We start from the raw sequence: 19,953 nt of genomic DNA, 5'->3' as shown, positions 1-19,953 counted from the left end.
GCTCCGGCGCCGACGTACCTAAGCGTGGCCGTCGCCACCCCTCGGACATGCCTGCGGATCCGGTCCCGCTCCCCGACACCCTCCTCGCCCGCTATGCGCGCTTCTCCTGCTACAACTCCCCCTACCCCGCCCACGACCGCGGCTGTGCGGTCGACCTCTATCCCGACGACGGCACGGCGCCCGCGCCGCTTTCCGGGGAGGTAGTCGAGGCGCGGACGGTCGCCTGCCCGGACCGCCCGTACGCGGTCGACCACGACCACCTGATCGTGCTCGACGTGGCCGACGACTGGGCCGGCGGGCGGGGGGCGGATCTGTACGCCAGAGTCCTCCACGTCGACCCCACTGTCTCGGCGGGCGACTGGCTCGACGCCGGCGACTCGCTCGGCGAGACGGTGCGCTCGGGGTTCTTCGGGCGCTGGGTCGACGACCACCTCCACCTCGGCTTCCGCCCCGCGGACGCGAACCCCTACCGGGCGTCGGGCTCGCTCCCGGTCGTTCCGGACGTCCCGGTCGCGGGGGTGTCGTGGGACGGCACCGGAACGGTCGTCGAAGTCGGGCAGACGTTCGTCCGGCTCGACGCGCCTCCTCATCCTGGCCCCGGCCGTTGGGCGTCGATCGCGGCCGACGACGGGACGCCGATCGACGGCGGACTGGCGCACTACACGGGCGGCGGCGCGTACGGCGGCACGGTCGGCGATCCCGTCTCGCTGCTCGGAACCGACGTGGGGACCGCGACGCCGCGTGACGGTGGCGGCGCGGACGTGACGTGGGGCGACGTGGCGATAGCGGTCCGCGGTGGCGGACGGACGACGCGTGCGACGGGGCTCTCGCTGTTCGCGTCGCTCGAGAGCTTCGGCGCGAAGATCGTGTTCCACGAGGGCCACGAGTTCGCGGTCGGTGACGACGTGCAGGTGGCGATCGAGCCTGCCGCGTCGTCGATCCGGCTGGGGTAGCTCGAACCGGCCTCCTCACGAACCCGGCGGCTACTTGGGGGATCGGGCCCCAGCGGGGGTATGACCGACGTTCCCCCGTTGCCCGACGAGGCCGCCGAGTTCCTTCGCTACGCGATCGAGGAGGAGCACGGCTACCTCTCCTGGCTGGGCACCGAGGTCGACACGGTCGAGCGCGGGCGGATCGAACTCACGGTCCCCTTCGACGAGAAGCTCACCAACCCCGCCTCGAAACCCACGATCCACGGCGGCGTCGCCGCGACGCTCGTCGACACCGCGGGCGGGCTGGCGCTCCGCCTCGCCGCGGAGGACCCGCTCGCGGTCGACGTGGCGACGGTGAGCCTGAACGTCAACTACCTCCGGCGCGCGACGGGCGACCTCCACGCCAGCGCCGACGTGATCCGCGCCGGCTCCACCATCGGCGTCAGCCGCGTCGACGTGACCAGCACGGTCCCCGAGAACGGCGACGACGACCGTGACTGGGGCGTCGAGGAGGGGGAGGAGCAGTTGGTCGCGACCGGGCAGCCCTCCTACCGGCTGTTCCGGTAGGCGTCGTCCCGCTGAGCGGTTTGTGGAGCCGGTGATGGACGGAACTACGTCTTCACGGGGCCGAACTCGCTTCCCTCACAGCCGGGACAACTGTCCCAGCGCTTCGGGGTCGAGGGTCCGTCCGCGATCAGGACGAACCACACGTTCGACACTCGATGTACTCGTCCACCGTCGACGGGAACGGTCCGAGGGCGCAAAACACGCGGCGGAATTGACGCCGTTTCACTGATTGATTATCCGAGTAAACCTCGATCACTCGAACGCCACGTCGGCCAGGTCGCTCACCTCGCCGAACAGCCAGTCGGCGTGCTCGACGGTGTACTCCTTGTGGTCCGGTTCGATGTAGCCGAGCGCGTCCTCGACGATCACGGGCTTGTAGTCCCGCAGGCCGGCGCTGCCGGCGGTGTGGAGCACGCAGACGTTCGCGAGCGTGCCACAGATCAGCAGGTCGTCGATCCCGTGGGTGTCGAGATACCCATCCAGCCCGGTGCGGTAGAACGCGTCGTAGGTGTGTTTCTCGACGACGTAGTCGTCCCCGCGGACGTCGAGGTCGTCGTGGAGTTCGGCGTCCCACGTCCCCTCGACGACGTGCTCGCCCCAGCGCTCGAACTCGTCGTAGTAGTGGTTCCCCTCGAACTGCTCCTCGGGGTGGGTGTCCTTCGTGTACACGACGCTCGCGCCGGCATCGCGGGCGCGGGCGACGAGCTCGGTCACGGGCTCGATCGCCGACTCGCTCGGCGGGGCGAACAGGCTCCCGTCGGGGTGACAGAACCCGTTCTGCATGTCGACGACGACGACGGCGGTTGTGTCCGGATCGTACATGTCGGACGGGTGGGCCGTCGTCGCCTTAGCTCTCCCGCCGGGGTCTTTTTGCGTGGGCGTTCCCATGTGGGGATATGCGACGTGCCTCCACGGTCCTCGCCGTCGTTCTCGTCGTCCTCGCGGGGGTCGCCCCCGCTGCGGCCGCAGCGCCGACGGGCGCCGACGCAGCCGTGTCGTCGAGCGACGCCGCGGCGTCGGTGCAGACAGGGAACGACAGTGCCCCGCCGGATCCCGAGAGCGACCGGATCGGCTGGGAGAACGGCTACTGGTACAACGAGAGCATCGCTGTCGACCAGAGCGACGGGCTGAACGAGTCCGAACTCGACGCGACGGTCGCGCGGGCGATGGCCCGCGTCGAGGTGATCCGCGGGCTGGAGTTCGACATGGAGGTCCCCGTCGAGATCGTGTCGCGCTCGGAGTTCGCGGGCTCGTCGAACAGCTCCTACAACGAGACGTTCCGGACGTTCGACAACGCGAAGTTCGAGGCGCTGTTCCTGATCGGCGAGGACGAGGACTCGCTGGCGGTGCAGCAGTCCAACCGCGGGGCCACCGTCGGCGGCTACTACAGCCCCGCCACGGACTCGATCGTGCTCGTCACCGACAACGAGAGCAGTCTTCAGGTCGACGAGCTCACCCTCGGCCACGAACTGGTCCACGCGGTGCAGGACCAGGAGTTCGACCTGGGGAACTTCAGTAGCCAGACCCGCGACGGCGCCAACGCCAACAGCGGGCTGATCGAGGGCGACGCCAACTACGTGCAGTACCAGTACCGCCAGCGCTGTGCCGAGGGCGGTTCGTGGGCCGGCAGCTGTCTCCGCCCCGAGGCCAGCGGCGGCGGTGGCGGCGGCGGTCCGGCGAACATCGGCGTCTACTTCGTGAACTACCAGCCGTACAGCGACGGGCCGGCGTTCATCGCCGCCCAGAAACGCGAGGGGGGCTGGGACGCGGTGAACGACCTCTACGACGCCCCGCCCCGGAGCGCCGAGCAGGTGATCCACCCCGACCTGTACGGCGAGGACCCGCCGACGGAAGTCGAACTCGCCGACGAACACGGCGAGGACTGGGAGCGCGTCCGGCCGGCGAGCCGCCTCGACTACGCCGAGGTCGGCCAGGCGGGGGTCGCCTCGATGTTCGTCTACCCGTGGTACGCCGGGCGCTCCCCGCAGGGGTACCAGGCGGTCCCGAACTTCCAGAACACCTGGTTCAACTACACCGACTCCGGCCAGCTCAGCCAGTTCGATCCGCTGAACTACGGGTTCGACGCGGCCGCCGGCTGGGACGGTGACCGGATGCACGTCTACCGGAACGACGCCGGCGAGGGCGGCTACGTCTGGCGGCTGGTCTGGGACAGCGACGCCGAGGCGACCGAGTTCCGCGGCGCCTACGAGGAGCTCCTGGCGTACTGGGGCGCCGAACAGGTCAGCGAGGACACCTACCGCATCGACGAGGGGTCGTTCGCCGACGCGTTCCACGTCACCGTCGAGGGCGACACGGTGACGATCGTGAACGCGCCCTCCGTCGGGGGGCTGACCGAGGTGCGCGGCTCGGTCGATACGAACGTCGAGACGCCGACGCCCACGCCGACGGTGGGACCGACCGAAACCGAGCCACCGGACGAGAACAGCCCGACACCGACCGAGTCAGCCACGACGACCGAGTCGCCGGGGTTCTCGGTGCTCACTGGGCTGCTCGCGCTGCTGGGTGCGGCGCTGCTCGCCCGCCGCCGGTAGCTCTTTTCCGTTCGCCGGCGGACTTTTCGATGTGACCCTGCGAACTATCGCGGTCGTCTGCTGTCTGCTGCTCGCCGGCTGTGCGGCGCCGGTGGCGCCGTCGCCGTCGCCCGACGGCGACCGTCTCGGCGTCGAGAACGGCTACGCCGCGACCGACGACCTCGCCGTCGACGCGAGCGACGGGCTGAACGAGTCCGAACTCGACGCCGTCGTCGCCCGGACGATGGCCCGCGTCGAACTCGTTCGCGGGCTGGAGTTCCGGGAGACGGTGCCGGTGGAGGTGATCTCCCGCGAGGAGTACCTGAACGGGTCGAGCCGCGACACGACCGTCGACACGCCCGCCGAGCGCGCCCGCGAACAGCGCTACGAGGCGGCGATGTTGGTCGGCGAGGATCGAACCGTCGGCGGGGCGTTCGCCGAGATCTACGGCGGCTCCGTGCTGGGGTACTACTCCTCGGCGTCGGACCGGATCGTCCTCGTGAGCGGCAACGAGACGCCGACCGTCGACCGGACGACGCTGGCCCACGAACTGATGCACGCGCTCCAGGACCAGCGGCTCTCGCTGCTCGGCGGCGCCGACAACCCCGACGAGGCGACGGCCCAGACTGGCGTGGTCGAGGGCGACGCCAGCTACGTCGAGGCGAAGTACGAGGAGCGCTGCGACGCGGAGTGGGACTGTATCCCGCTGCCGGAAAGCAGCAGTGCGGGCGGTGTCGCCGACCGGAACCTCGGACTGTACCTCACCGTCTACGCGCCGTACAGCGAGGGGCCGACGCTGGTCCACCGCGTCCGCCAGCGCGGCGGCTGGGCGGCGGTGAACGACCTGTACGTCCGGCCGCCCGAGTCGAGCGAACAGCTGATCCACCCGAGCGACTACCCCGAGGACCGCCCCGCGAGCGTGACCGTACCGGACCGCTCGACCGCGGCGTTCGACCGCGCCAGCGCGACCCGGATGGGCGAGGCGACGCTGTTCGCGATGCTGTGGCAGCAGCGCGCGATCGATCGTGGAACGCTGCGTAGCGAGCCCGGCCCGTACTCCGCGTACAACTACTCCCACCCGGCGACCGAGGGCTGGGCGGGCGACAAACTGGTGCCGTACTTCGACGCGGACAGCGACGACCCGGCGGCGGACGGCTACGTCCTGAAGACCCGCTGGGAGAGCGACCGCGACGCCCGGCAGTTCGCTCGTGCGTACCGCGGGCTACTCACCGAGTCGCTGAACGCGACCGTCGACGGTGAGGGCGTCTACCGCGTCGCCGACGGCTCCTTCGAGGACGCGTTCCGCGTGACCCGGGACGGCAACGTCGTCCGGATCGTGAACGCGCCGACCGTCGACGCGCTCAACGAGGTCCACGACCCCTAGATCACTGCCCGCACCGCGAGCAGGACGCCCAGCCCGCCGACCAGCGCGGCCAGCAGGCTCCCCGTCTTCCGGGTGAGCAGCACCACCGCCGCCCCGGCGATCCACGCGCTCGGCCCGCCGTTCAGCAGCTCCGGGGCGACGATGGAGACGACGACGGCGCCGGGCAGCACCGAGAGCGCGGCGTCGACGCGCTCGGACGTGTCGACGTGACCGAGCAGCCAGAAGCCGCCCGCTTTCGTGAGGTAGGTCAGCACCGCCATCGCGGCGACGACGGCGACCACCGTCGGACCCAGTTCAACGACTGACACGGATCACCTCCACGAGACTGCCCGCGATCCCGCCGGCGAGGATGTACCACCGCCCGGTGAGGACGTCGGCGGTCACGACCGCGACGACGAACGCGACGCCCCACGGGAGGAGTGTCGACTTCCCCTCCCAGAGCCCCACGGCGATCGCGATGAAGATCGCGGGCAGCACGAAATCCAGCCCGTACCGGCTGGGGTCGCCGATCGCGGCGCCGATGCTCGCGCCGACGATCGTCGCGGCGACCCAGAACAGCCAGACGGCGACCCCGCTGCCGAGCATGAACGCGCCCCTGCCCGACCCCTCGCCCAGCTCGCCCATCGTCAGTGCCCAGGTCTCGTCGATCAGGAAGAACACGCTGCCGTAGGCGTGGCCGGGCCGGAGTCGGGCGAACCACGGGCGCAGCGCCGCGCCCATCAGCACGTACCGGGCGTTGACCACGAGCGTCGTCGTCAGCACCGCGACGATCGGGATCGGATCGGCCCAGAGCTCGACGGCGATCAGCTGGGCCGCGCCCGCGAACACGGTCGCGCTCATGAGCGCGGCCTCCGCGACGCTCAGCCCCGACCGCCGCGCGACCACCCCGAACACGAGGCCGTAGCCGCCGACGCCGGCCGCGACCGGGAGACAGCGCCGGAACCCCTCCCACGCACCGTCGACGGTGAACGTGACGGTCCCCCGCTCGTCCGTGTCGCGACTCATCGCGTGGACGTACCGTCGGGGGGTTCCTAAGCGCTCGGAGAGCGGCACGCCGGCGCGACCCAACGTTTAACTACTCAGTAGTACCACGTAGTAATCGATGACGTTCGACGGCTTCACCGACGCGAGCGAGGCAGAGGTCACCCGTGCAATCGCCGACGAGTGGCACGACGAGTTCATGGATTTCACCGAGAGCGAGGTGGTGATCGTCGGCGGCGGCCCGTCCGGGCTGGTCGCGGCGAAGGAGCTCGCCGAGCGCGGCGTCGACGCCACCGTCGTCGAGAAGAACAACTACCTCGGCGGCGGGTTCTGGCTCGGCGGGTTCCTGATGAACAAGCTCACCGTCCGGGAGCCGGCCCACGAGGTGCTCGACGAGCTCGGCGTCCCCTCCGAGGAGAGCGATGAGGCCGAGGGGCTCCACGTCGCCACCGCGCCCCACGCGAGTTCGGCGCTGATCAAGGCCGCCTGCGACGCCGGCGCGCGGATTCAGAACATGACGGAGTTCACCGACGTGGTCGTGCGCGAGGACCACGAGGTGTCCGGCGTCGTGCTGAACTGGACGCCGGTCCACTCCCTCCCCCGGGAACTCACCTGCGTCGACCCCGTCGCGGTTGAGGCCGATCTGGTGATCGACGCGACCGGCCACGAGGCGGTCGTCGTTTCCAAGCTCCACGAACGCGGCGTGATCGACGCCCCCGGCATCGAGGAGACCGGCTCGGTCGGGATGGACAGCTCCGAGGACGGCGAGTACGGCGCCCCCGGCCACGACTCGCCGGGCCACGACTCCATGTGGGTCGGGGAAAGCGAGGACGCGGTCGTCGAGCAGACCGGTAAGGTCCACGAGGGCCTCATCACGGCTGGGCTCGCGACCGCCACCACCCACGGGCTGACTCGGATGGGCCCGACGTTCGGGGCGATGCTGCTCTCCGGGAAGAAGGCCGCGCAGGTCGCCATCGACGAACTCGGCCACGACGCGCCGAGCGTCGGGATGCCCGGCGCACAGCCCGGCCCCGCCGACGACTGATGGGCCGCCCCGTCGTGCTCACCGTCGCCGGTTCCGACAGCGGCGGCGGCGCCGGGATCCAGGCCGACCTGAAGACGATCGGGGCCCGCGGCGCGTTCGGCGCGTCGGCGATCACCGCGCTCACGGCCCAGAACACGACGGGCGTGCGGGCCAGCGAGCGGACCGACCCCGAACTGGTCCGCGAGCAGATCCGCGCCGTGAACGAGGACCTCGGCGTCGATGCGGCGAAAACCGGGATGCTCGCGGACGCCGAGGTGGCCGCCGCAGCGGCCGACGAACTCGAAGCCGCCGAGTTCCCGGTCGTGGTCGACCCGGTCGTGGTCGCCCAGAGCGGCGACCGTCTGCTCTCCGCGGACGGCGAGGAGGTCGTCCGCGACCGCCTCGTCCCCGCGGCGACGCTGGTGACGCCGAACGCGCCGGAGGCGGAACTGCTCACCGACGTGGGAGTCGAGACGCCCGCCGACGCGGCCGAGGCCGGCGAGGCGCTCCGCGAGATGGGGGCCGACGCGGCGCTCGTGACCGGGGGCCACCTCGACGGCGACGAGGTGGTCGACGTGTTCGTCGGCGACGAGATCCGGGAGTTCCGCTCGCGCCGCGTCCCGGACGCGAACAGCCACGGCAGCGGCTGTACCCTCTCGGCCGCCGTCGCCGCCGATCTCGCGTTGGGGTGCGACCGCTTCGAGGCCGTGGCGAACGCGGAGTCGCTGCTCCGACGGGCGGTCACCCACGGCCTCGACATCGGGGAGGGCGTCGGTCCGGTCCACTCTCTCGCCGACCTGCGGGCACGCGCTGACGCGCCGCGAGCGCTCGACGCGGTCCGGGAGACGGTCCGGGCGTTCGAGACGCCCGAGGTGGCGCCGCTGATTCCCGAGGTCGGCACCACCGTTGTCGTCGCCACGACGACCGCGACCGAGCCGGCGGACGTGGCCGCCTCCGAGGGACGCCTCACCCGCGTCCCCGGCGGCGTGCGCGCACCTGGCGGGGCCGCGATGGGCGCGTCGAGCCACGTCGCGCGGCTCCTGCTCGGCGTTCGCGAGCACGACTCGACCGTGACGGCGGCTTGCAACCTCCGGGCGAGCGACGCGGTTCGTGCGGCCGTCGGGGAGCAGTTGGCGGTCGCGACGGTCGACCGGACCGCGGAGCCCGCCGACGCGGCGGGGACGATGGACTGGGTCGCCGAGCGCGTGCTGACCCGGCGCGACGGCGACGCACCCGACGCGATCGTCGACGGCGGCGCCCACGGGAAGGAGCCGATGGTCCGGCTGCTGGCGCCGGACGCGGCGACGCTCCGCGAGCGAGTGCTCGGACTGGCCGAGCGCGTCGACGTGCCGTCGAACGCCGGCTGACCGAGGTGTTCCGCCGGCCGAAAGCTCACGGCCCTCCGGCCGAAACGGCTACCGATGCGAACCCACACCGTCTCCCGCCCGGACGGGCCGGCGATCCACGTCGCGGAGTCGGGGCCGACCGACGCGCCCGCGGTGCTGTTCCTCCACGGCTACTCGCTGAGCCACCTCTCCTGGCGCGACCAACTGCGTTCCTCGCTCGCGGATCGCTACCGCTTCGTCGCGATGGATCTCCGGGGTCACGGCGACTCCGAGAAGCCCGACTCGGGCTACCGGGAGAGCGAGGTGTGGGCCGACGACGTACAGGCCGTCGCGGACGCGCTCTCGCTCGACTCGTTCGCGCTCGTGGGTTGGTCGTACGGCTCGCTCGTCGCACTCGACTACCTCGCGGTCCACGGCACCGACCGCGTCCGCGGGGCGAACCTCGTCGGTATCGTCCTCGGGATCGGAACGCCGCGGACGACCGAGTGGCTGGGCCCCGACTACCTCGACCTGTTCCCCGACATCGTCTCGACGGACGCCGAGACGGCGACGGCGGCGCTCGATCGGTTCGTCCGGATCTGCTTCCACGACCGTCCCTCGCCCGAGGAGCGCTACCTGCTGCTCGGCACCGCCGCGGCGACGCCGCCGTTCGTCCGGGACGCGATGCGGGACCGCGAACGCTCACACGTCGACGCGCTCGTGGACCTCTCGCTCCCGGTGTTGCTCACCCACGGCGCCCATGACGCCGTCGTCGACGCCGACGCCGCCCGCGCGGCCGCCGAGCGCCTGCCCGACGCCGAGCTCTCGATCTACCCCGACACCGGACACAGCCCGTTCCGGGAGGCGACCGAGCGCTACAACCACGAACTGGGCGAGTTCCTCGACGACCTCGACTGATGTCGGGGTAGCCGGGTTGATGTGGCTCGGCGCCGACCTGCCGGTATGAACGACCGACAGTTCACGCTCGACTACGACCCCGGCGAGATCCGGTTCGGCCGCGGCGCCGCCGGCGACCTGGGCGACCTGCTCGCGGCCCGCGGGCTCGCCTCGGCGCTAGTGGTGACCGGCGAGAACGTGGGCGCCAACCGCGACGTGATGGACCCCGTCGAGGCCGGTCTCGGCGACGCGCTGGCCGGCGTGTTCGACGAGACCACCCCAGCGAAGACCCTCGGCGCGGCGCTCGCGGCCGCCCGCGAGGTGCACGAGACCGGCGCCGAGGCGATCGTCGCGGTCGGCAGCGGCTCCAGCCTCGACACCGCGAAAGTCGCCAGCGCGCTCGGGAGCTACGCCGACCCCGCCGCGGCCGCCGAACACGCGCTCGACGCCGGCTCGGTCCCGGTCGCCGACGACGGCCACCCGACGCCCGTGATCGCGGTGCCGACGACGCTCGCGGGCGCGGATCTCTCGGTTATCGGCGGCGTCGGCCTCTCGCTCGACGCGGACGCCGACCCGAGCGAGATCCCCAGCGGCGGCGTGAGCAACCGTCGACTGATGCCGACCGCGCTGTGTTACGACCCGGAACTGTTCGAGACGACGCCGCGATCGATGCTCACCGCGTCGGCGATGAACGGGTTCGACAAGGCCGTCGAGTGTTGCTACTCCCCGCACGCGACGCCGATCACCGACGGCACCGCAAGCCGGGGGCTCTCGCTGATGCGGTCCGGGTTCGGCGAACTGACCGAAGACGACCCCGACCCCGAGCAGTTCGACGACGCGGTCGCGGGCGTCGTCTGTGCGCAGTACGGTATCTCCACGCCGGGCGCCTACCGCGCGTCGATCATCCACGCGTTCGGCCACGGGTTCTCGAACGACTACGACGCCCACCAGGGGACGGTCCACGGCGTGCTCGCGCCGGACGTGCTGCGGTACGTGTTCTCGGAGGTCGACGGCCGCCGGCGCCTGCTCGCGGAGGCGCTGGGCGTCGCCGAGCCGTCGATGGACGACGACGAACTCGCGGCGGCGGTCGTCGACGCCGTCGCGGGGGTCCGCGACGATCTCGGCCTCCCCAGTCGGCTCCGGGCGATCGACGGGCTCTCGCGGGACGACCTGTCCGACATCGCGGAGATTATCCACGACGACGGGCTGTTCGCGGAGGCGCCGGTCCAGCCCTCGGTCGCGGAGATCGAGGACGTGCTCGAGGACGCCTGGTAGTCAGAAGGACGGCTCCCTCCCCCTCCTTCACTCCTCGTCCGAACCGAGCCCCGAAACCGGGTCGTACGTCCGGGAGAGGAGTCGAGCGGTCAGTCGGCCGTGGACGGCGGCGAGCCAGTTCAGCGCCGAGAGTCCGACCAGCAGGACGACGACGCCGGCGCCGGCGGCAGCGAGCGCCTGGGGGAACGTCCGGACCCGCCACGCCTCGACGGTCACGGCCGCCTCGACGCCGACGAGTAGGCGGTTCCAGCCGAAGTGGAGCGCGGGGTGGAGCTCGACCGGGCGGTCGGTCACGAGCCCGACGTACAGCCCCGGCTCGCCGTAGTGCAGCGGCACCGACAGCAGCGCGACGCCGGTGACGAGCGCGTTCATCACGACGAGAAACGCGGCGATCCCGACGGCGAACTTCAGCGGGATGTACAGCAGCCCCGCGTACGTCCCGGGCTCGGTCGCCAGCGCGCGGGTCTTCTCCCACCAGCCGTCGCCCGCCAGCTCCGTCCGTGCGGGCACGTCGACGCCGAGCAGCCACGACGTGAGGCGTCGTTCGAACCCCACGATCACCAGCGTGCCCGCGACGGTCGTCGCGACCAGCGGGATGCCGACGAGGACGAACGAGAGCCCGATCCCGACACCGAGCGCGATCGTCGTGCCCACGAAGTACGCCAGCCCCAGCGGGAACGATAGCACGAGGTAGGCGAGGTTCAGGTACGTCTGCGGGCGGATCGGCGCGGTGACGAACGACCGAAGGCGGCCGGCACGCGGCGACGTGGCCGCGGTGGCGGAGGACATCTCCCGCGTTGCTGGCGGCCGTGCCCGAATAAGGGTTCGGGTCAGTTCGCCGACTCGTCCACTCGCGGTGGGGGTTTTTCCTGCGGCCTCACGAACCCCGGCTCGTGTCGACCCCGAGGAACTTTGCCCTGCGACGCCGTGCGTGTGCTCGATGAGCGACGCGGGCGAGGACGTGGTCGACCTCCTCGGCGACGAGTACGTCCGGGTAATCCTCGCGGAGACCCGCGAGGAGCCCAAATCGGTCGACGCGCTCAGCGACGCCTGCGACGCCGACCCCTCCACCATCTACCGGCGCGTCGAACGCCTGGAGGCGGCGGGGCTGCTGACCGACCAGCAGCGACTGGACCCCGGCGGCCACCACTACAAGGAGTACGACGCCACGCTCGAGGCGGTCCACGTCCACGTCGGCGCGGAGGGGTACGATATCGACGTCGAGTACACCGAGGAGGAGGAGCCAGCCGACCGCTTCACCCGACTCTACGAGGGGTTCAAATGACGCTCACGCCTGCACCCGCCACGGTTCCGCTCCAGACGGCCACCGGCGGGGCGACCGTCGTGGTGCTCGCCGCGCTGCTCGCGCTGCTGGTCGCGACCGTGCTCTCGCTGGCGGTCGCCGCCAGGCTCTACCGCGGCTACCGCCGCGGCGGCGGTCGTCCGATGCTCGGCCTGCTCGTCGGGCTGGTGTTGCTGACGACGGTGCCGTTCGTGCTCCGACTCGTGCTCACCAACGTCGGCGACGTGTCGGCGACGACGCGGGCGCTGGCGGCGACGAGCAGCCAGCTCGTCGGCCTCCTGATCGTGCTCACGGTGGTGTTCGACCGTGGTTGACGCCGCCACCCTCCTAACCCTCGCCTCCGCCGCGACCGCGGCCGCGGGCGTCGTCGTCGCGTGGCTGGCCCACCGGGGGTACCGACGCAACGACAGCCGGGCGATGCGCTTCCTCGCGGTCGGCGTGGCCTGTATCGCGGTCGTCCCGTTCCCGGTCACGTACGGCGTCGGCCCGCTGCTCGGGCTCTCTGACGCGGCGACGCTGCTCGGCGTGCTGCTCGCGAACGTCGCCGGCCTGCTCGCGGTGCTCTACTCGCTGGAGGGTACCTGATCTGGCGTTCGCCGGACGACGGCGATCGAAGGAGTATATAGTCTTTTCGTCGACTCGCTGCCTCGCCAGTCGGCGAGCACGCTTGAAGTGTGAGGGGGTCGACAGTCCACCTGTGAAACGGACCCCAACCAGACGCCGACTGCTGGCCGGCGTCGGCACGGCCGTGCTGGCCGGGCTCGCCGGCTGTTCCGGCGCCACGCCGTTCGTCGGTAAGCGCATCGAGGAGGATCGCAGTATCGCCACCGAGGGCGCGACCGCACTGGCTATCGACGCCGAGGTGGGCGACGTGACCGTCCGCGGCGAGGAGCGCGAGGACGTTCACGTCCACGCCGTCAAGCAGTCGAGCTCCGTCGGCGTCGACCTGGCCGATCTCGACCTCTCGGCGGAGCGCACGGACGGCCGACTCGCGCTGACCGCCCGCTACACCGGGGATACCTCCATCCTCGGTAGCACGCCGAGCATGGATCTCACGCTCCGCGTCCCCCGCGCGCTCACGGTCGAATCGCTCGCCGCCGACGTCGGTGACGTGCTGGTCGAGGCCGTGACCGGAGACCTCGCGGCCCGCACGTCGGTCGGCGACGTGACGATCCGGGACGTCTCCGGGACCGTCACTGCCGAGTCCAGCACCGGCGACGTCGACGTCGAGAGCGCAGAGACGGTCGGTGACGTGAGCACCGAGACGGGCGATATCGACGTGGACGTGCCGGCGATCGACGGCGACACCGCCCTCGAATCACGCGTGGGCGACGTGGCCGTCGCGATCGCCCCGGATCTCGACGCCGACCTCGTCGCGGAGACGCGGGTCGGAGACGTGGAGATCGACGGGCTCTCGGTGCAGGACGGGACGGCGACCGACAGGTCGATCACCGGCACGCTCGGCGACGGCGGCCCCACCCTCCGGGCCACGACCGAGACCGGCGACGTCGAACTCCGCCCGCTCTCGGCCGACGGCTGAATCGGTCCCCCGCGACGGCCCTCCCACCGAACCGCTTAACCCCGCCACTGACGTACGACGAACCGGCAGAGAGAGCCCGGTTCCCGCGCCCCGGCCCGCGAGCAAGGGGCGTGAGGAAAGTCCCCCCACCGTCCGGACGGGCGACCGGGCGCAAGCCCGGAGCCGGAGACGGCTGGCTCTGGAACAGAAACGAGACCGCCTGCCTCGACTGATGAGGTGCTCGGCGGCCCACGGCCGCCGGGACGCGCTTGCGGGCCTCGCCCGCGAGCGTGTGCGAACCGACCCGCAAGGGGAGGGAGCTAACCCACCGAAGATCGACGGGCAGGAACGGATGGAACGGCGAACCCTCGCCGGTGCAAGCCCGTGCCCGAAGGTAGTCCGGACAGCCGGCGACGGCAGGGCGCGGGTGCTCAGCCGAATACCGGGTCGAAACAGAAGGGGGCTTACTCCTCTCGGCCGCTCGACTCCGCCAGCGGCGGCGCTCGCCCTGGCCCGAACGTCTATCCACCCCCGGCTCGTCGGGGCGAACGATGACTGACGACCGCGCTGGCGCCCCCTTCGCGGTCGTGCTCGCCACGGTGCCGTCGTTCCGGAACGCCGGCGGGTGGGACCATGAGTGAGGACGCCCGTGTCTTCGACCCCGAGGCGCTGGTCGTGGCGCTCGACCGCTTCGGCGGCAGCGAGCCGGAGCGCCGCACCGTCGCGAGACAGGCCGCCGACCTGGCCGACTCGGGCCGGTACCGCCGGGACAGCGGCCGCGCGCTCACGCCCGACCTGATCGTCGACGAGCTCGCCGACGCGCCCGACGGCTCGCCCGCGGACCGCTGGAACTGGTGGATCGGTGTGCTCGCCGTCGCCTACGGCGGCTACGAGGGGTTCGCGGTGCGTCGGTACCCCGGTGCCGCGGACGACGCCTGACCGCTCGGGCCCGCTCCGAGCGTCTGGTGACGAACCGACGGACGGAAACCCCGGGGCCGCCGACTTCGACCGAATGCAGCTACGCTTCCTCGGCGGGGCGGGCGAGGTCGGCCGCAGCGCCGTCCTCGTCGACGACTCGCTGCTGCTCGATTTCGGCCTGCTGACCGCCGAGCCGCCGCAGTACCCCGTCGGGACGCCCGACCCCGACGCCGTCGTCGTCTCCCACGGCCACCTCGACCACGTGGGGACGGTCCCGGCGCTGCTCTCCGGGCGGAACCGGCCGCCGATCCACTGGACGCCGCCGACGCGGGAGCTGGCGCTCACGCTCGCCCGCGACACGCTGAAGCTCCACGGCCAGTCGCCGCACTGCCCGTTCACCGAGAACGACGTGAAGCGCGTAACGGAGGTCTCCGAGACCCACGGCTACCGCGAGACGTTCGAGGCGGCGGGCTACGAGGTGACGTTCTACAACGCCGGCCACATCCCCGGCAGCGCGCACGTGCTCGTGGACGACGGGGACACCCGCCTGCTCTACACCGGCGACTTCCACCTCGACGAACCCGAGGCCGCCGACCCGCCTGCGGGCTTCGACGCCGGCGAGCCACCAGTCGGCCAGCGCCTCGTCGCGGGGTCGACCGCCAGGCCGGACGCTGACGTGGTGCTGTGTGAGAGCACCTACTCCGACGTCGAACACGACCCGCGAGCGACCGTCGAACACCGCTTCGCTCAGAGCGTCAAGACGACGCTGTGGGGGGGCGGCACGGTCGTCGTCCCGGCGTTCGCCATCGGCCGGACACAGGAGCTGCTCATGATCTGCGAGGCCCACGACATCCCCTGCTACGTCGACGGGATGGGGACGGAGGTGACCGAGATGCTGCGGCAGTATCCCGAATTCGTCCGCGACGCCGATGCGCTTCGGCGGGCGAAGTCTCACGCACGGTTCGTCACCGGAAGGGACGGCCAGCGGAAGCGGATCGCCGACCAGCCCGCCGCGATCGTCACCACAAGCGGGATGCTCTCCGGCGGCCCCGCGATGACGTACATCCCCGAGATCCGTGCGAACCCCGTGAACAAGATCACGCTGACCGGCTATCAGGTCGAGGGTACCCCCAGCCGCGAACTGATCGAGACTGGCCGGGCGGAGATCGACGGCCGCGTGATGCCCGTCAGCGCCCGGGTCGAGGGGTACGACTTCTCGGCCCACGCCGATCACGACGGCCTGCGGCGGTTCCTCGACGCCTACGAGGACGCCGAGGTCCTCGTGAACCACGGCGACCGCTGTGCGGCGTTCGCAGAAGAACTCCGCGCGGACGGGTACGACGCGTCGGCGCCCGACCTCGGCGCGACCGTCGAGGTCTGAGCGGCGGTCAGTCCGCCAGCTCCCGTTCCAGCCAGTCGAACTGCTGTTCCAGTTCGCGCCGTCGCTGGCGCTCGATAACCGTCGAATCCAGCAGTTTCCCGACTAGCGCCACGTCGATCGCGTACTCGGTCTCGGCGGTCACCTCGGTTCCACTCTCGGTCTCCGCGAGCGTGTACCGCGTCACCATCTCCTCGAAGATGCCGTCGCGCTGGCGGTAGGCGAGCGCCGTCCCCGGCTCGTCGACCAGTTCGAGCGTGAGTTCGATCGTCGCGATCCCGACGCCGTTCTCGAGCTCCATGCGGTCGCCCTCGACGACCACCTCGTCGAACCCCGCGGCGCGCATGAACGCCCCGACGTCCTGCATCCGTTCGCGGATCGCGTCCGGTGGCGCCGCGATCTCCCGGGAGACGCTGACCGAGTTCATACCCGCGCTACGGCGCCGCGGTTGAAAACACTCGGCACGAACATCTCCGCGGTCAGGCGTCGGCCAGCGTCTTTGCCAACCGTTTCGCCTCACGAACGCGGCCGGGGATCCCGGCTCTGGCGGCGTAGTTCGCACAGAGATGCACGCCGGCCGGGAGATTCACGTCGTCGAGCGCGTCCCACGACGCGTCGTAGGCGGGCATCCCGCGGCGGAGGCGGTGGACGTCGACGACCGTCGTCTCGACGCCAGCGAGTTCCGCGAACTCCCGTTCGGCAACCTCGCGGATCGCGGGTTCGGACCGTTCGACCAGCCCGGGGTTCCGTCCGCCGCCGAGGTACGCCGTGTGGCGGTGCCCGCGATCGAACAGCGTCCCGGTACAGGTGACGCCGAGCGTCCGGAACGGCTCCTCGTACTGGACCTGGAACCCCGCAGCATCGAGATCGGCCGCGGACTCGAGGTGGACGGCAGCCATGGGGTTGTAGCTGAGCCGCCGGAGTGCAGCCGCGCTCTCGGGCGCCAGCGCGTCGAGCAGGCCCGCGGTCACGTCCGCGGGCGTCGTGCAGACGACGTGATCGACTGCGGTCGTGCCGTCCGGCGTCTCCACCGCGAACCCGTCGTCCGTCTCGCGAACCGTCTCGACCGGCGTGCCGAGGTGAACGCGCTCGTGGTGGCGCTCGAACAGCGCCCGCGGGAGCGTCCCGAGGCCACCATCGAACGAGGCGACCGGCGGCGTCGACCCGCGCCGCCGCGCCCGCACCGCCGCGACGAGCAGGCTTCGGCCGACGCCGCGCTTCTCGAGTGCCCGCCCCAGCGAGTGACGCATCGGCATTTCGTCGGGGTGGGTGCCGTAGATCCCGCCGTACAGCGGGCCGACGAGGTACTTCGATGCCTCGTCGCCGAGCATCCGGGAGAGGCTCTCCTCGACGCTCTCCTCGCCCCGCGGCGGCCCCGTCAGCGGCTCCAGCAGCAGCCGGAGCTTCCCCCGGGGCGAGAGCAGGTCGGTCGCGACGCCCTCGCGGAGCGAGAACGGTACCTCACGGAGCGTGCCGTCGCGGTAGACGTACAGCGGCGCGTCCGTCGCCTCGACGATCCGGTCGTCGATGTCGAGCGCCTCGACGAGGGACGCCACCGGCGGCGAGAGCCGGGTTCGCTGTGGGCCGTCCTCGACGACACGGCCGTCGACGGTCCGACTGCTGATCACGCCTCCGGGCTCCGCATCGGCCTCGAACACGACGCTGTCGATGCCCCGCTGCCGGAGGTGGTGGTGGAGCGCGAGGCCGCTGATCCCCGCGCCGACGATGCCGACCCGCATCGTCAGTCGGCGGGGTTGGGCAGCGGCCCGTCGTAGCCTTCCGGCACGTACGGACAGAGCGGGTCGCTCGCGAGCGGGTCGCCCGCCGTCGCGTACGCCCGCGAACGGCTACCGCCACAGACGTTACGGAACTCGCAGGCACCACACTTCCCCTGGAGCGCGTCGGGGTCGCGAAGTTTCTCGAACAGCGGCGCGTCGCGGTAGAGCCCGATCAGGCTCTCCGCCCGGACGTTCCCGGCCGCCTCCGGCAGGAACCCCGAGGGGTACAGTTCGCCGGTGTGGCTCACGAACGCGAACCCGTCGCCGGCGGTGATCCCGGTGCGGCGGCCGACGCCGTCGTGGTCCGGGTTGTCGGTCGCCGATTGGTGTCGCTGCATCGCGACGCGGCGGTACTGCGGCGCCTCGGTGGTCTTGATCCCGAAGTCGGACTCGCTGTTGACCTCGACCAGCCACTCCATCACACGGTCGGCGCGTTCCGGGGAGACGGGGTCCAGCACCGCCCCGCGGCCGACGGGGACGAGGAAGAACACCGACCAGAGCACCGCACCGAGCTGGTCGACCAGTTCGCGGATCCCCGGGAGCTGGTCGACCGTCTCGGCGCAGACGGTCGTGTTGATCTGGAGCGGGAGCCCGGCGTTCCGGGCGGCGCGTGCGGCTTCGAGGGTCTGCCGGAAGCTCCCGTCCTCCTTGCGGAACCCGTCGTGGGCCTCGGGGGAGGCGCCGTCGAGGCTGAGTGCAAGGCGCCGGAGGCCGGCGTCGGCGACCGTCTCGATCCGTTCCGGGGTCAGCGAGGCGGTGCCGCTGGGGGTGAGCGTCATCTCCAGCCCGCGGTCGACGCCGTACTCGATCAGGTCGACGGCGTCGTCGCGGTACAGTGGGTCGCCCCCGGAGAGGACGACCAACTGCCCCTCGCCGAACGCGCGGGCCTCGTCGAGCAGCTCCGTCCCCTCCGCGGTGGTGAGTTCGTCGGGGTGGCGCTGGGGCTGGGCCTCCGCGCGGCAGTGTTTGCACGCCAGTTCACACGCCCGGGTCATCTCCCAGACGAGCACGAACGGCCGTCGGCTGGTGTCGATGTCGCGTGGTGGCATTGGGTGGAGATGTCGGGGGTCAGTTCACGTGGACGCGGACGACGTGACCGCCACAGCCACACTGTTCGACGTACTCCCAGTCCACGTCGTCGCCGAACTCGTGGTCCAGCGCGTCGTAGAGGTACGTCTCCGGATGCCCGTGGTCGCCGTGGGTCACGAGGTTGACGTGGTTCCCGGGAGCGGTGTGTTCGACCGCCGTGATCGCGCCCTTGACGACGCGCTCGCGATCTTCCGCGTGTTCAGGCCCTTCGAGGTTGGCCGACCAGGAGTTGTCGTGAACGCGGTCGGTGACGGGGTCCGGCGTCTCGTGGTCGTGCTGGGACATGGTCGACCGTTCGTCCCCGACGACCAAGGCCGGCCCCCCGAACATGTTCACTTCCGAAGCGCACCCCACGGCGCCGGGAGGACGCCGACGATCGTCAGTACGACCGGAGCGAACCAGTAGGCGCCGACGAACCCGAGCGTCAGGTCGTGCTGGGTCCACAGGAACACCGCGAGTGCCACGAACGGCACCACCAGCACGCTCCAGACCGCGAGCGCACGCTGCCGCTCGCTCTCCATACGCCGACGGACGGCGCCAGTCCCCTAAACGCTCGGCAGCGAGCTACCGATGTGTAACTCAGTTACCAGTAGTAACCTCTAAGTCGGCGTCGCCCTACTCACTCGCTATGACGAGTGGCGCGGACGACGACGAGAAACTCCAGGTCTGGTGTGCGGGCGAGGACTGGTGCCCGGTCACGACGACGGCGACGCTGGTCGGGAAGAAGTGGCACCCCGTGGTGATCGACCGACTGCTCGCCGCCGGCCCCTGTGGGTTCAGCGAACTCGAGGAGCGTGTCGACGGCATCTCCAGCAAGGTGCTCTCGGACGTGCTCGACGATCTGGAGGAGAAGCGGCTGATCGATCGCGAGATCGTGAGCGAGAAGCCCGTCCGGACGGAGTACTCGCTCACCGAACACGGCGAGTCGCTCGAGTCGGTGATCGACGCGATGCACGAGTGGGGCGAGCAACATCTCGTCGAGGCCGACGAGCCGAGCGCGTCGCTGGCCTGAGACGGTCGGTAACTCGGATTGAAGGGTCACGGGCCCGTAG

At 71.2% G+C, this 19,953-nt stretch carries 24 protein-coding genes and 1 other RNA gene; 16 read left to right on the top strand and 9 right to left on the bottom strand.

Annotated features, from left to right (window positions below):
• Nucleotides 1–47 precede the first annotated feature (47 nt).
• The gene (locus B4589_RS06760; RefSeq protein WP_079233548.1) at nt 48–953 is read left to right on the top strand and encodes a hypothetical protein; all 906 of its coding nucleotides are present in this window, start codon (nt 48–50) and stop codon (nt 951–953) included.
• Between the two features lie 60 nt (nt 954–1,013).
• Nucleotides 1,014–1,499: a PaaI family thioesterase gene (locus tag B4589_RS06755; RefSeq protein ID WP_079233547.1), complete on the top strand. Its 486-nt coding sequence runs from the start codon at nt 1,014–1,016 to the stop codon at nt 1,497–1,499.
• Nucleotides 1,500–1,751: 252 nt separating this feature from the next.
• Here the strand turns inward: B4589_RS06755 and B4589_RS06750 are convergent, their stop codons facing one another.
• Complete coding sequence (locus B4589_RS06750; protein WP_079233546.1) at nt 1,752–2,321, bottom strand: cysteine hydrolase family protein; 570 nt, start codon at nt 2,319–2,321, stop codon at nt 1,752–1,754.
• A 74-nt stretch (nt 2,322–2,395) separates the two neighbouring features.
• On the opposite strand from B4589_RS06750, the gene B4589_RS06745 reads away from it, so the two are divergent.
• Together B4589_RS06745 and B4589_RS06740 are read left to right on the top strand one after the other, a co-directional pair.
• Nucleotides 2,396–4,051 (top strand): Hvo_1808 family surface protein, encoded by a 1,656-nt coding sequence (locus B4589_RS06745; protein ID WP_079233545.1) that lies wholly within the window; start codon nt 2,396–2,398, stop codon nt 4,049–4,051.
• Nucleotides 4,052–4,082: 31 nt separating this feature from the next.
• On the top strand, nt 4,083–5,414 hold the full coding sequence (locus tag B4589_RS06740; protein WP_079233544.1) for an Hvo_1808 family surface protein: 1,332 nt from the start codon (nt 4,083–4,085) through the stop codon (nt 5,412–5,414).
• On the opposite strand, the gene B4589_RS06735 is transcribed toward B4589_RS06740, so the two are convergent.
• Nucleotides 5,411–5,722: an AzlD family protein gene (locus tag B4589_RS06735; RefSeq protein ID WP_143414283.1), complete on the bottom strand. Its 312-nt coding sequence runs from the start codon at nt 5,720–5,722 to the stop codon at nt 5,411–5,413. The two genes, B4589_RS06740 and B4589_RS06735, sit on opposite strands and share 4 nt — an antisense overlap.
• A complete protein-coding gene (locus B4589_RS06730) occupies nt 5,709–6,419 on the bottom strand; it encodes an AzlC family ABC transporter permease (RefSeq protein ID WP_079233543.1) in 711 nt (236 codons plus the stop codon). Before B4589_RS06730 ends, B4589_RS06735 begins: the two co-directional genes overlap by 14 nt.
• A 97-nt stretch (nt 6,420–6,516) precedes the next feature.
• Here B4589_RS06730 and B4589_RS06725 point away from each other — a divergent pair, with 97 nt between their 5' ends.
• From B4589_RS06725 to B4589_RS06710, 4 genes are read left to right on the top strand one after another with little or no spacing between them, the layout of a single operon-like run.
• Nucleotides 6,517–7,440, top strand: coding sequence for a sulfide-dependent adenosine diphosphate thiazole synthase (locus tag B4589_RS06725; RefSeq protein ID WP_079233542.1), 924 nt, complete (start codon nt 6,517–6,519; stop codon nt 7,438–7,440).
• Nucleotides 7,440–8,786, top strand: coding sequence for a bifunctional hydroxymethylpyrimidine kinase/phosphomethylpyrimidine kinase (gene thiD, locus B4589_RS06720; RefSeq protein WP_079233541.1), 1,347 nt, complete (start codon nt 7,440–7,442; stop codon nt 8,784–8,786). Before B4589_RS06725 ends, thiD begins: the two co-directional genes overlap by 1 nt.
• A 54-nt stretch (nt 8,787–8,840) precedes the next feature.
• Nucleotides 8,841–9,662: an alpha/beta fold hydrolase gene (locus tag B4589_RS06715; protein WP_079233540.1), complete on the top strand. Its 822-nt coding sequence runs from the start codon at nt 8,841–8,843 to the stop codon at nt 9,660–9,662.
• A 45-nt stretch (nt 9,663–9,707) separates the two neighbouring features.
• Complete coding sequence (locus B4589_RS06710; protein ID WP_079233539.1) at nt 9,708–10,916, top strand: iron-containing alcohol dehydrogenase family protein; 1,209 nt, start codon at nt 9,708–9,710, stop codon at nt 10,914–10,916.
• A gap of 27 nt (nt 10,917–10,943) precedes the next feature.
• Here the strand turns inward: B4589_RS06710 and B4589_RS06705 are convergent, their stop codons facing one another.
• Complete coding sequence (locus tag B4589_RS06705; protein WP_079233538.1) at nt 10,944–11,705, bottom strand: sensor domain-containing protein; 762 nt, start codon at nt 11,703–11,705, stop codon at nt 10,944–10,946.
• 151 nt (nt 11,706–11,856) lie between these two features.
• Here B4589_RS06705 and B4589_RS06700 point away from each other — a divergent pair, with 151 nt between their 5' ends.
• The 7 genes from B4589_RS06700 (at nt 11,857) to B4589_RS06670 (ending at nt 16,037) form a co-directional block, all read left to right on the top strand.
• The gene (locus tag B4589_RS06700; protein WP_079233537.1) at nt 11,857–12,201 is read left to right on the top strand and encodes a winged helix-turn-helix domain-containing protein; all 345 of its coding nucleotides are present in this window, start codon (nt 11,857–11,859) and stop codon (nt 12,199–12,201) included.
• Nucleotides 12,198–12,533 (top strand): hypothetical protein, encoded by a 336-nt coding sequence (locus B4589_RS06695; RefSeq protein WP_079233536.1) that lies wholly within the window; start codon nt 12,198–12,200, stop codon nt 12,531–12,533. The genes B4589_RS06700 and B4589_RS06695 overlap by 4 nt, the downstream gene beginning before the upstream one ends.
• Nucleotides 12,526–12,804 carry a hypothetical protein gene (locus tag B4589_RS06690; RefSeq protein WP_079233535.1) on the top strand — a complete coding sequence of 93 codons (279 nt, stop codon included), beginning with the start codon at nt 12,526–12,528 and terminating at the stop codon, nt 12,802–12,804. The genes B4589_RS06695 and B4589_RS06690 overlap by 8 nt, the downstream gene beginning before the upstream one ends.
• Before the next feature lie 112 nt (nt 12,805–12,916).
• Nucleotides 12,917–13,759 (top strand): DUF4097 family beta strand repeat-containing protein, encoded by an 843-nt coding sequence (locus B4589_RS06685; RefSeq protein WP_079233534.1) that lies wholly within the window; start codon nt 12,917–12,919, stop codon nt 13,757–13,759.
• A 64-nt stretch (nt 13,760–13,823) separates the two neighbouring features.
• Nucleotides 13,824–14,217: RNase P RNA component (gene rnpB, locus B4589_RS06680), an RNA gene on the top strand.
• Nucleotides 14,218–14,371: 154 nt separating this feature from the next.
• Nucleotides 14,372–14,677, top strand: coding sequence for a hypothetical protein (locus tag B4589_RS06675; protein ID WP_079233533.1), 306 nt, complete (start codon nt 14,372–14,374; stop codon nt 14,675–14,677).
• A gap of 73 nt (nt 14,678–14,750) precedes the next feature.
• A complete protein-coding gene (locus B4589_RS06670; protein WP_079235188.1) occupies nt 14,751–16,037 on the top strand; it encodes an MBL fold metallo-hydrolase in 1,287 nt (428 codons plus the stop codon).
• Between the two features lie 7 nt (nt 16,038–16,044).
• Here B4589_RS06670 and B4589_RS06665 read toward each other — a convergent pair whose 3' ends face one another.
• From B4589_RS06665 to B4589_RS06645, 5 genes are read right to left on the bottom strand one after another with little or no spacing between them, the layout of a single operon-like run.
• Nucleotides 16,045–16,461 carry an SRPBCC family protein gene (locus B4589_RS06665; protein ID WP_079233532.1) on the bottom strand — a complete coding sequence of 139 codons (417 nt, stop codon included), beginning with the start codon at nt 16,459–16,461 and terminating at the stop codon, nt 16,045–16,047.
• A gap of 52 nt (nt 16,462–16,513) precedes the next feature.
• A complete protein-coding gene (gene hemG / locus B4589_RS06660) occupies nt 16,514–17,773 on the bottom strand; it encodes a protoporphyrinogen oxidase (protein WP_079233531.1) in 1,260 nt (419 codons plus the stop codon).
• A gap of 2 nt (nt 17,774–17,775) precedes the next feature.
• Nucleotides 17,776–18,861, bottom strand: a complete 1,086-nt coding sequence (locus B4589_RS06655) for a TIGR04053 family radical SAM/SPASM domain-containing protein (RefSeq protein ID WP_079233530.1) — start codon at nt 18,859–18,861, stop codon at nt 17,776–17,778.
• A 19-nt stretch (nt 18,862–18,880) separates the two neighbouring features.
• Nucleotides 18,881–19,186, bottom strand: coding sequence for a CGCGG family rSAM-modified RiPP protein (locus tag B4589_RS06650; RefSeq protein WP_255246136.1), 306 nt, complete (start codon nt 19,184–19,186; stop codon nt 18,881–18,883).
• Nucleotides 19,187–19,233: 47 nt separating this feature from the next.
• Complete coding sequence (locus tag B4589_RS06645) at nt 19,234–19,422, bottom strand: hypothetical protein (protein ID WP_079233528.1); 189 nt, start codon at nt 19,420–19,422, stop codon at nt 19,234–19,236.
• A 107-nt stretch (nt 19,423–19,529) separates the two neighbouring features.
• Here B4589_RS06645 and B4589_RS06640 point away from each other — a divergent pair, with 107 nt between their 5' ends.
• Nucleotides 19,530–19,913 (top strand): helix-turn-helix domain-containing protein, encoded by a 384-nt coding sequence (locus tag B4589_RS06640; RefSeq protein WP_079233527.1) that lies wholly within the window; start codon nt 19,530–19,532, stop codon nt 19,911–19,913.
• Nucleotides 19,914–19,953 lie beyond the last annotated feature (40 nt).

This window comes from Halolamina sp. CBA1230 (genome assembly GCF_002025255.2).
GTDB lineage: Archaea > Halobacteriota > Halobacteria > Halobacteriales > Haloferacaceae > Halolamina.
Note: the sequence above shows the minus strand (reverse complement) of the source record. Positions and strands in the feature narration are given on the sequence as shown.

Bases quoted from the DNA above. Each gene is read 5' to 3' on its own strand.
- B4589_RS06710 (WP_079233539.1), top strand. From the start codon at position 9,708: ATGAACGACCGACAGTTCACGCTCGACTACGACCCCGGCGAGATCCGG.
- B4589_RS06725 (WP_079233542.1), top strand. From the start codon at position 6,517: ATGACGTTCGACGGCTTCACCGACGCGAGCGAGGCAGAGGTCACCCGT.
- B4589_RS06700 (WP_079233537.1), top strand. From the start codon at position 11,857: ATGAGCGACGCGGGCGAGGACGTGGTCGACCTCCTCGGCGACGAGTAC.
- B4589_RS06675 (WP_079233533.1), top strand. From the start codon at position 14,372: ATGAGTGAGGACGCCCGTGTCTTCGACCCCGAGGCGCTGGTCGTGGCG.
- B4589_RS06760 (WP_079233548.1), top strand. From the start codon at position 48: ATGCCTGCGGATCCGGTCCCGCTCCCCGACACCCTCCTCGCCCGCTAT.
- B4589_RS06670 (WP_079235188.1), top strand. From the start codon at position 14,751: ATGCAGCTACGCTTCCTCGGCGGGGCGGGCGAGGTCGGCCGCAGCGCC.
- B4589_RS06705 (WP_079233538.1), bottom strand. From the start codon at position 11,705: ATGTCCTCCGCCACCGCGGCCACGTCGCCGCGTGCCGGCCGCCTTCGG.
- B4589_RS06730 (WP_079233543.1), bottom strand. From the start codon at position 6,419: ATGAGTCGCGACACGGACGAGCGGGGGACCGTCACGTTCACCGTCGAC.
- B4589_RS06745 (WP_079233545.1), top strand. From the start codon at position 2,396: ATGCGACGTGCCTCCACGGTCCTCGCCGTCGTTCTCGTCGTCCTCGCG.
- hemG (WP_079233531.1), bottom strand. From the start codon at position 17,773: ATGCGGGTCGGCATCGTCGGCGCGGGGATCAGCGGCCTCGCGCTCCAC.
- B4589_RS06650 (WP_255246136.1), bottom strand. From the start codon at position 19,186: ATGTCCCAGCACGACCACGAGACGCCGGACCCCGTCACCGACCGCGTT.
- B4589_RS06750 (WP_079233546.1), bottom strand. From the start codon at position 2,321: ATGTACGATCCGGACACAACCGCCGTCGTCGTCGTCGACATGCAGAAC.
- B4589_RS06665 (WP_079233532.1), bottom strand. From the start codon at position 16,461: ATGAACTCGGTCAGCGTCTCCCGGGAGATCGCGGCGCCACCGGACGCG.
- B4589_RS06655 (WP_079233530.1), bottom strand. From the start codon at position 18,861: ATGCCACCACGCGACATCGACACCAGCCGACGGCCGTTCGTGCTCGTC.
- B4589_RS06715 (WP_079233540.1), top strand. From the start codon at position 8,841: ATGCGAACCCACACCGTCTCCCGCCCGGACGGGCCGGCGATCCACGTC.
- B4589_RS06645 (WP_079233528.1), bottom strand. From the start codon at position 19,422: ATGGAGAGCGAGCGGCAGCGTGCGCTCGCGGTCTGGAGCGTGCTGGTG.
- B4589_RS06695 (WP_079233536.1), top strand. From the start codon at position 12,198: ATGACGCTCACGCCTGCACCCGCCACGGTTCCGCTCCAGACGGCCACC.
- B4589_RS06755 (WP_079233547.1), top strand. From the start codon at position 1,014: ATGACCGACGTTCCCCCGTTGCCCGACGAGGCCGCCGAGTTCCTTCGC.
- B4589_RS06640 (WP_079233527.1), top strand. From the start codon at position 19,530: ATGACGAGTGGCGCGGACGACGACGAGAAACTCCAGGTCTGGTGTGCG.
- thiD (WP_079233541.1), top strand. From the start codon at position 7,440: ATGGGCCGCCCCGTCGTGCTCACCGTCGCCGGTTCCGACAGCGGCGGC.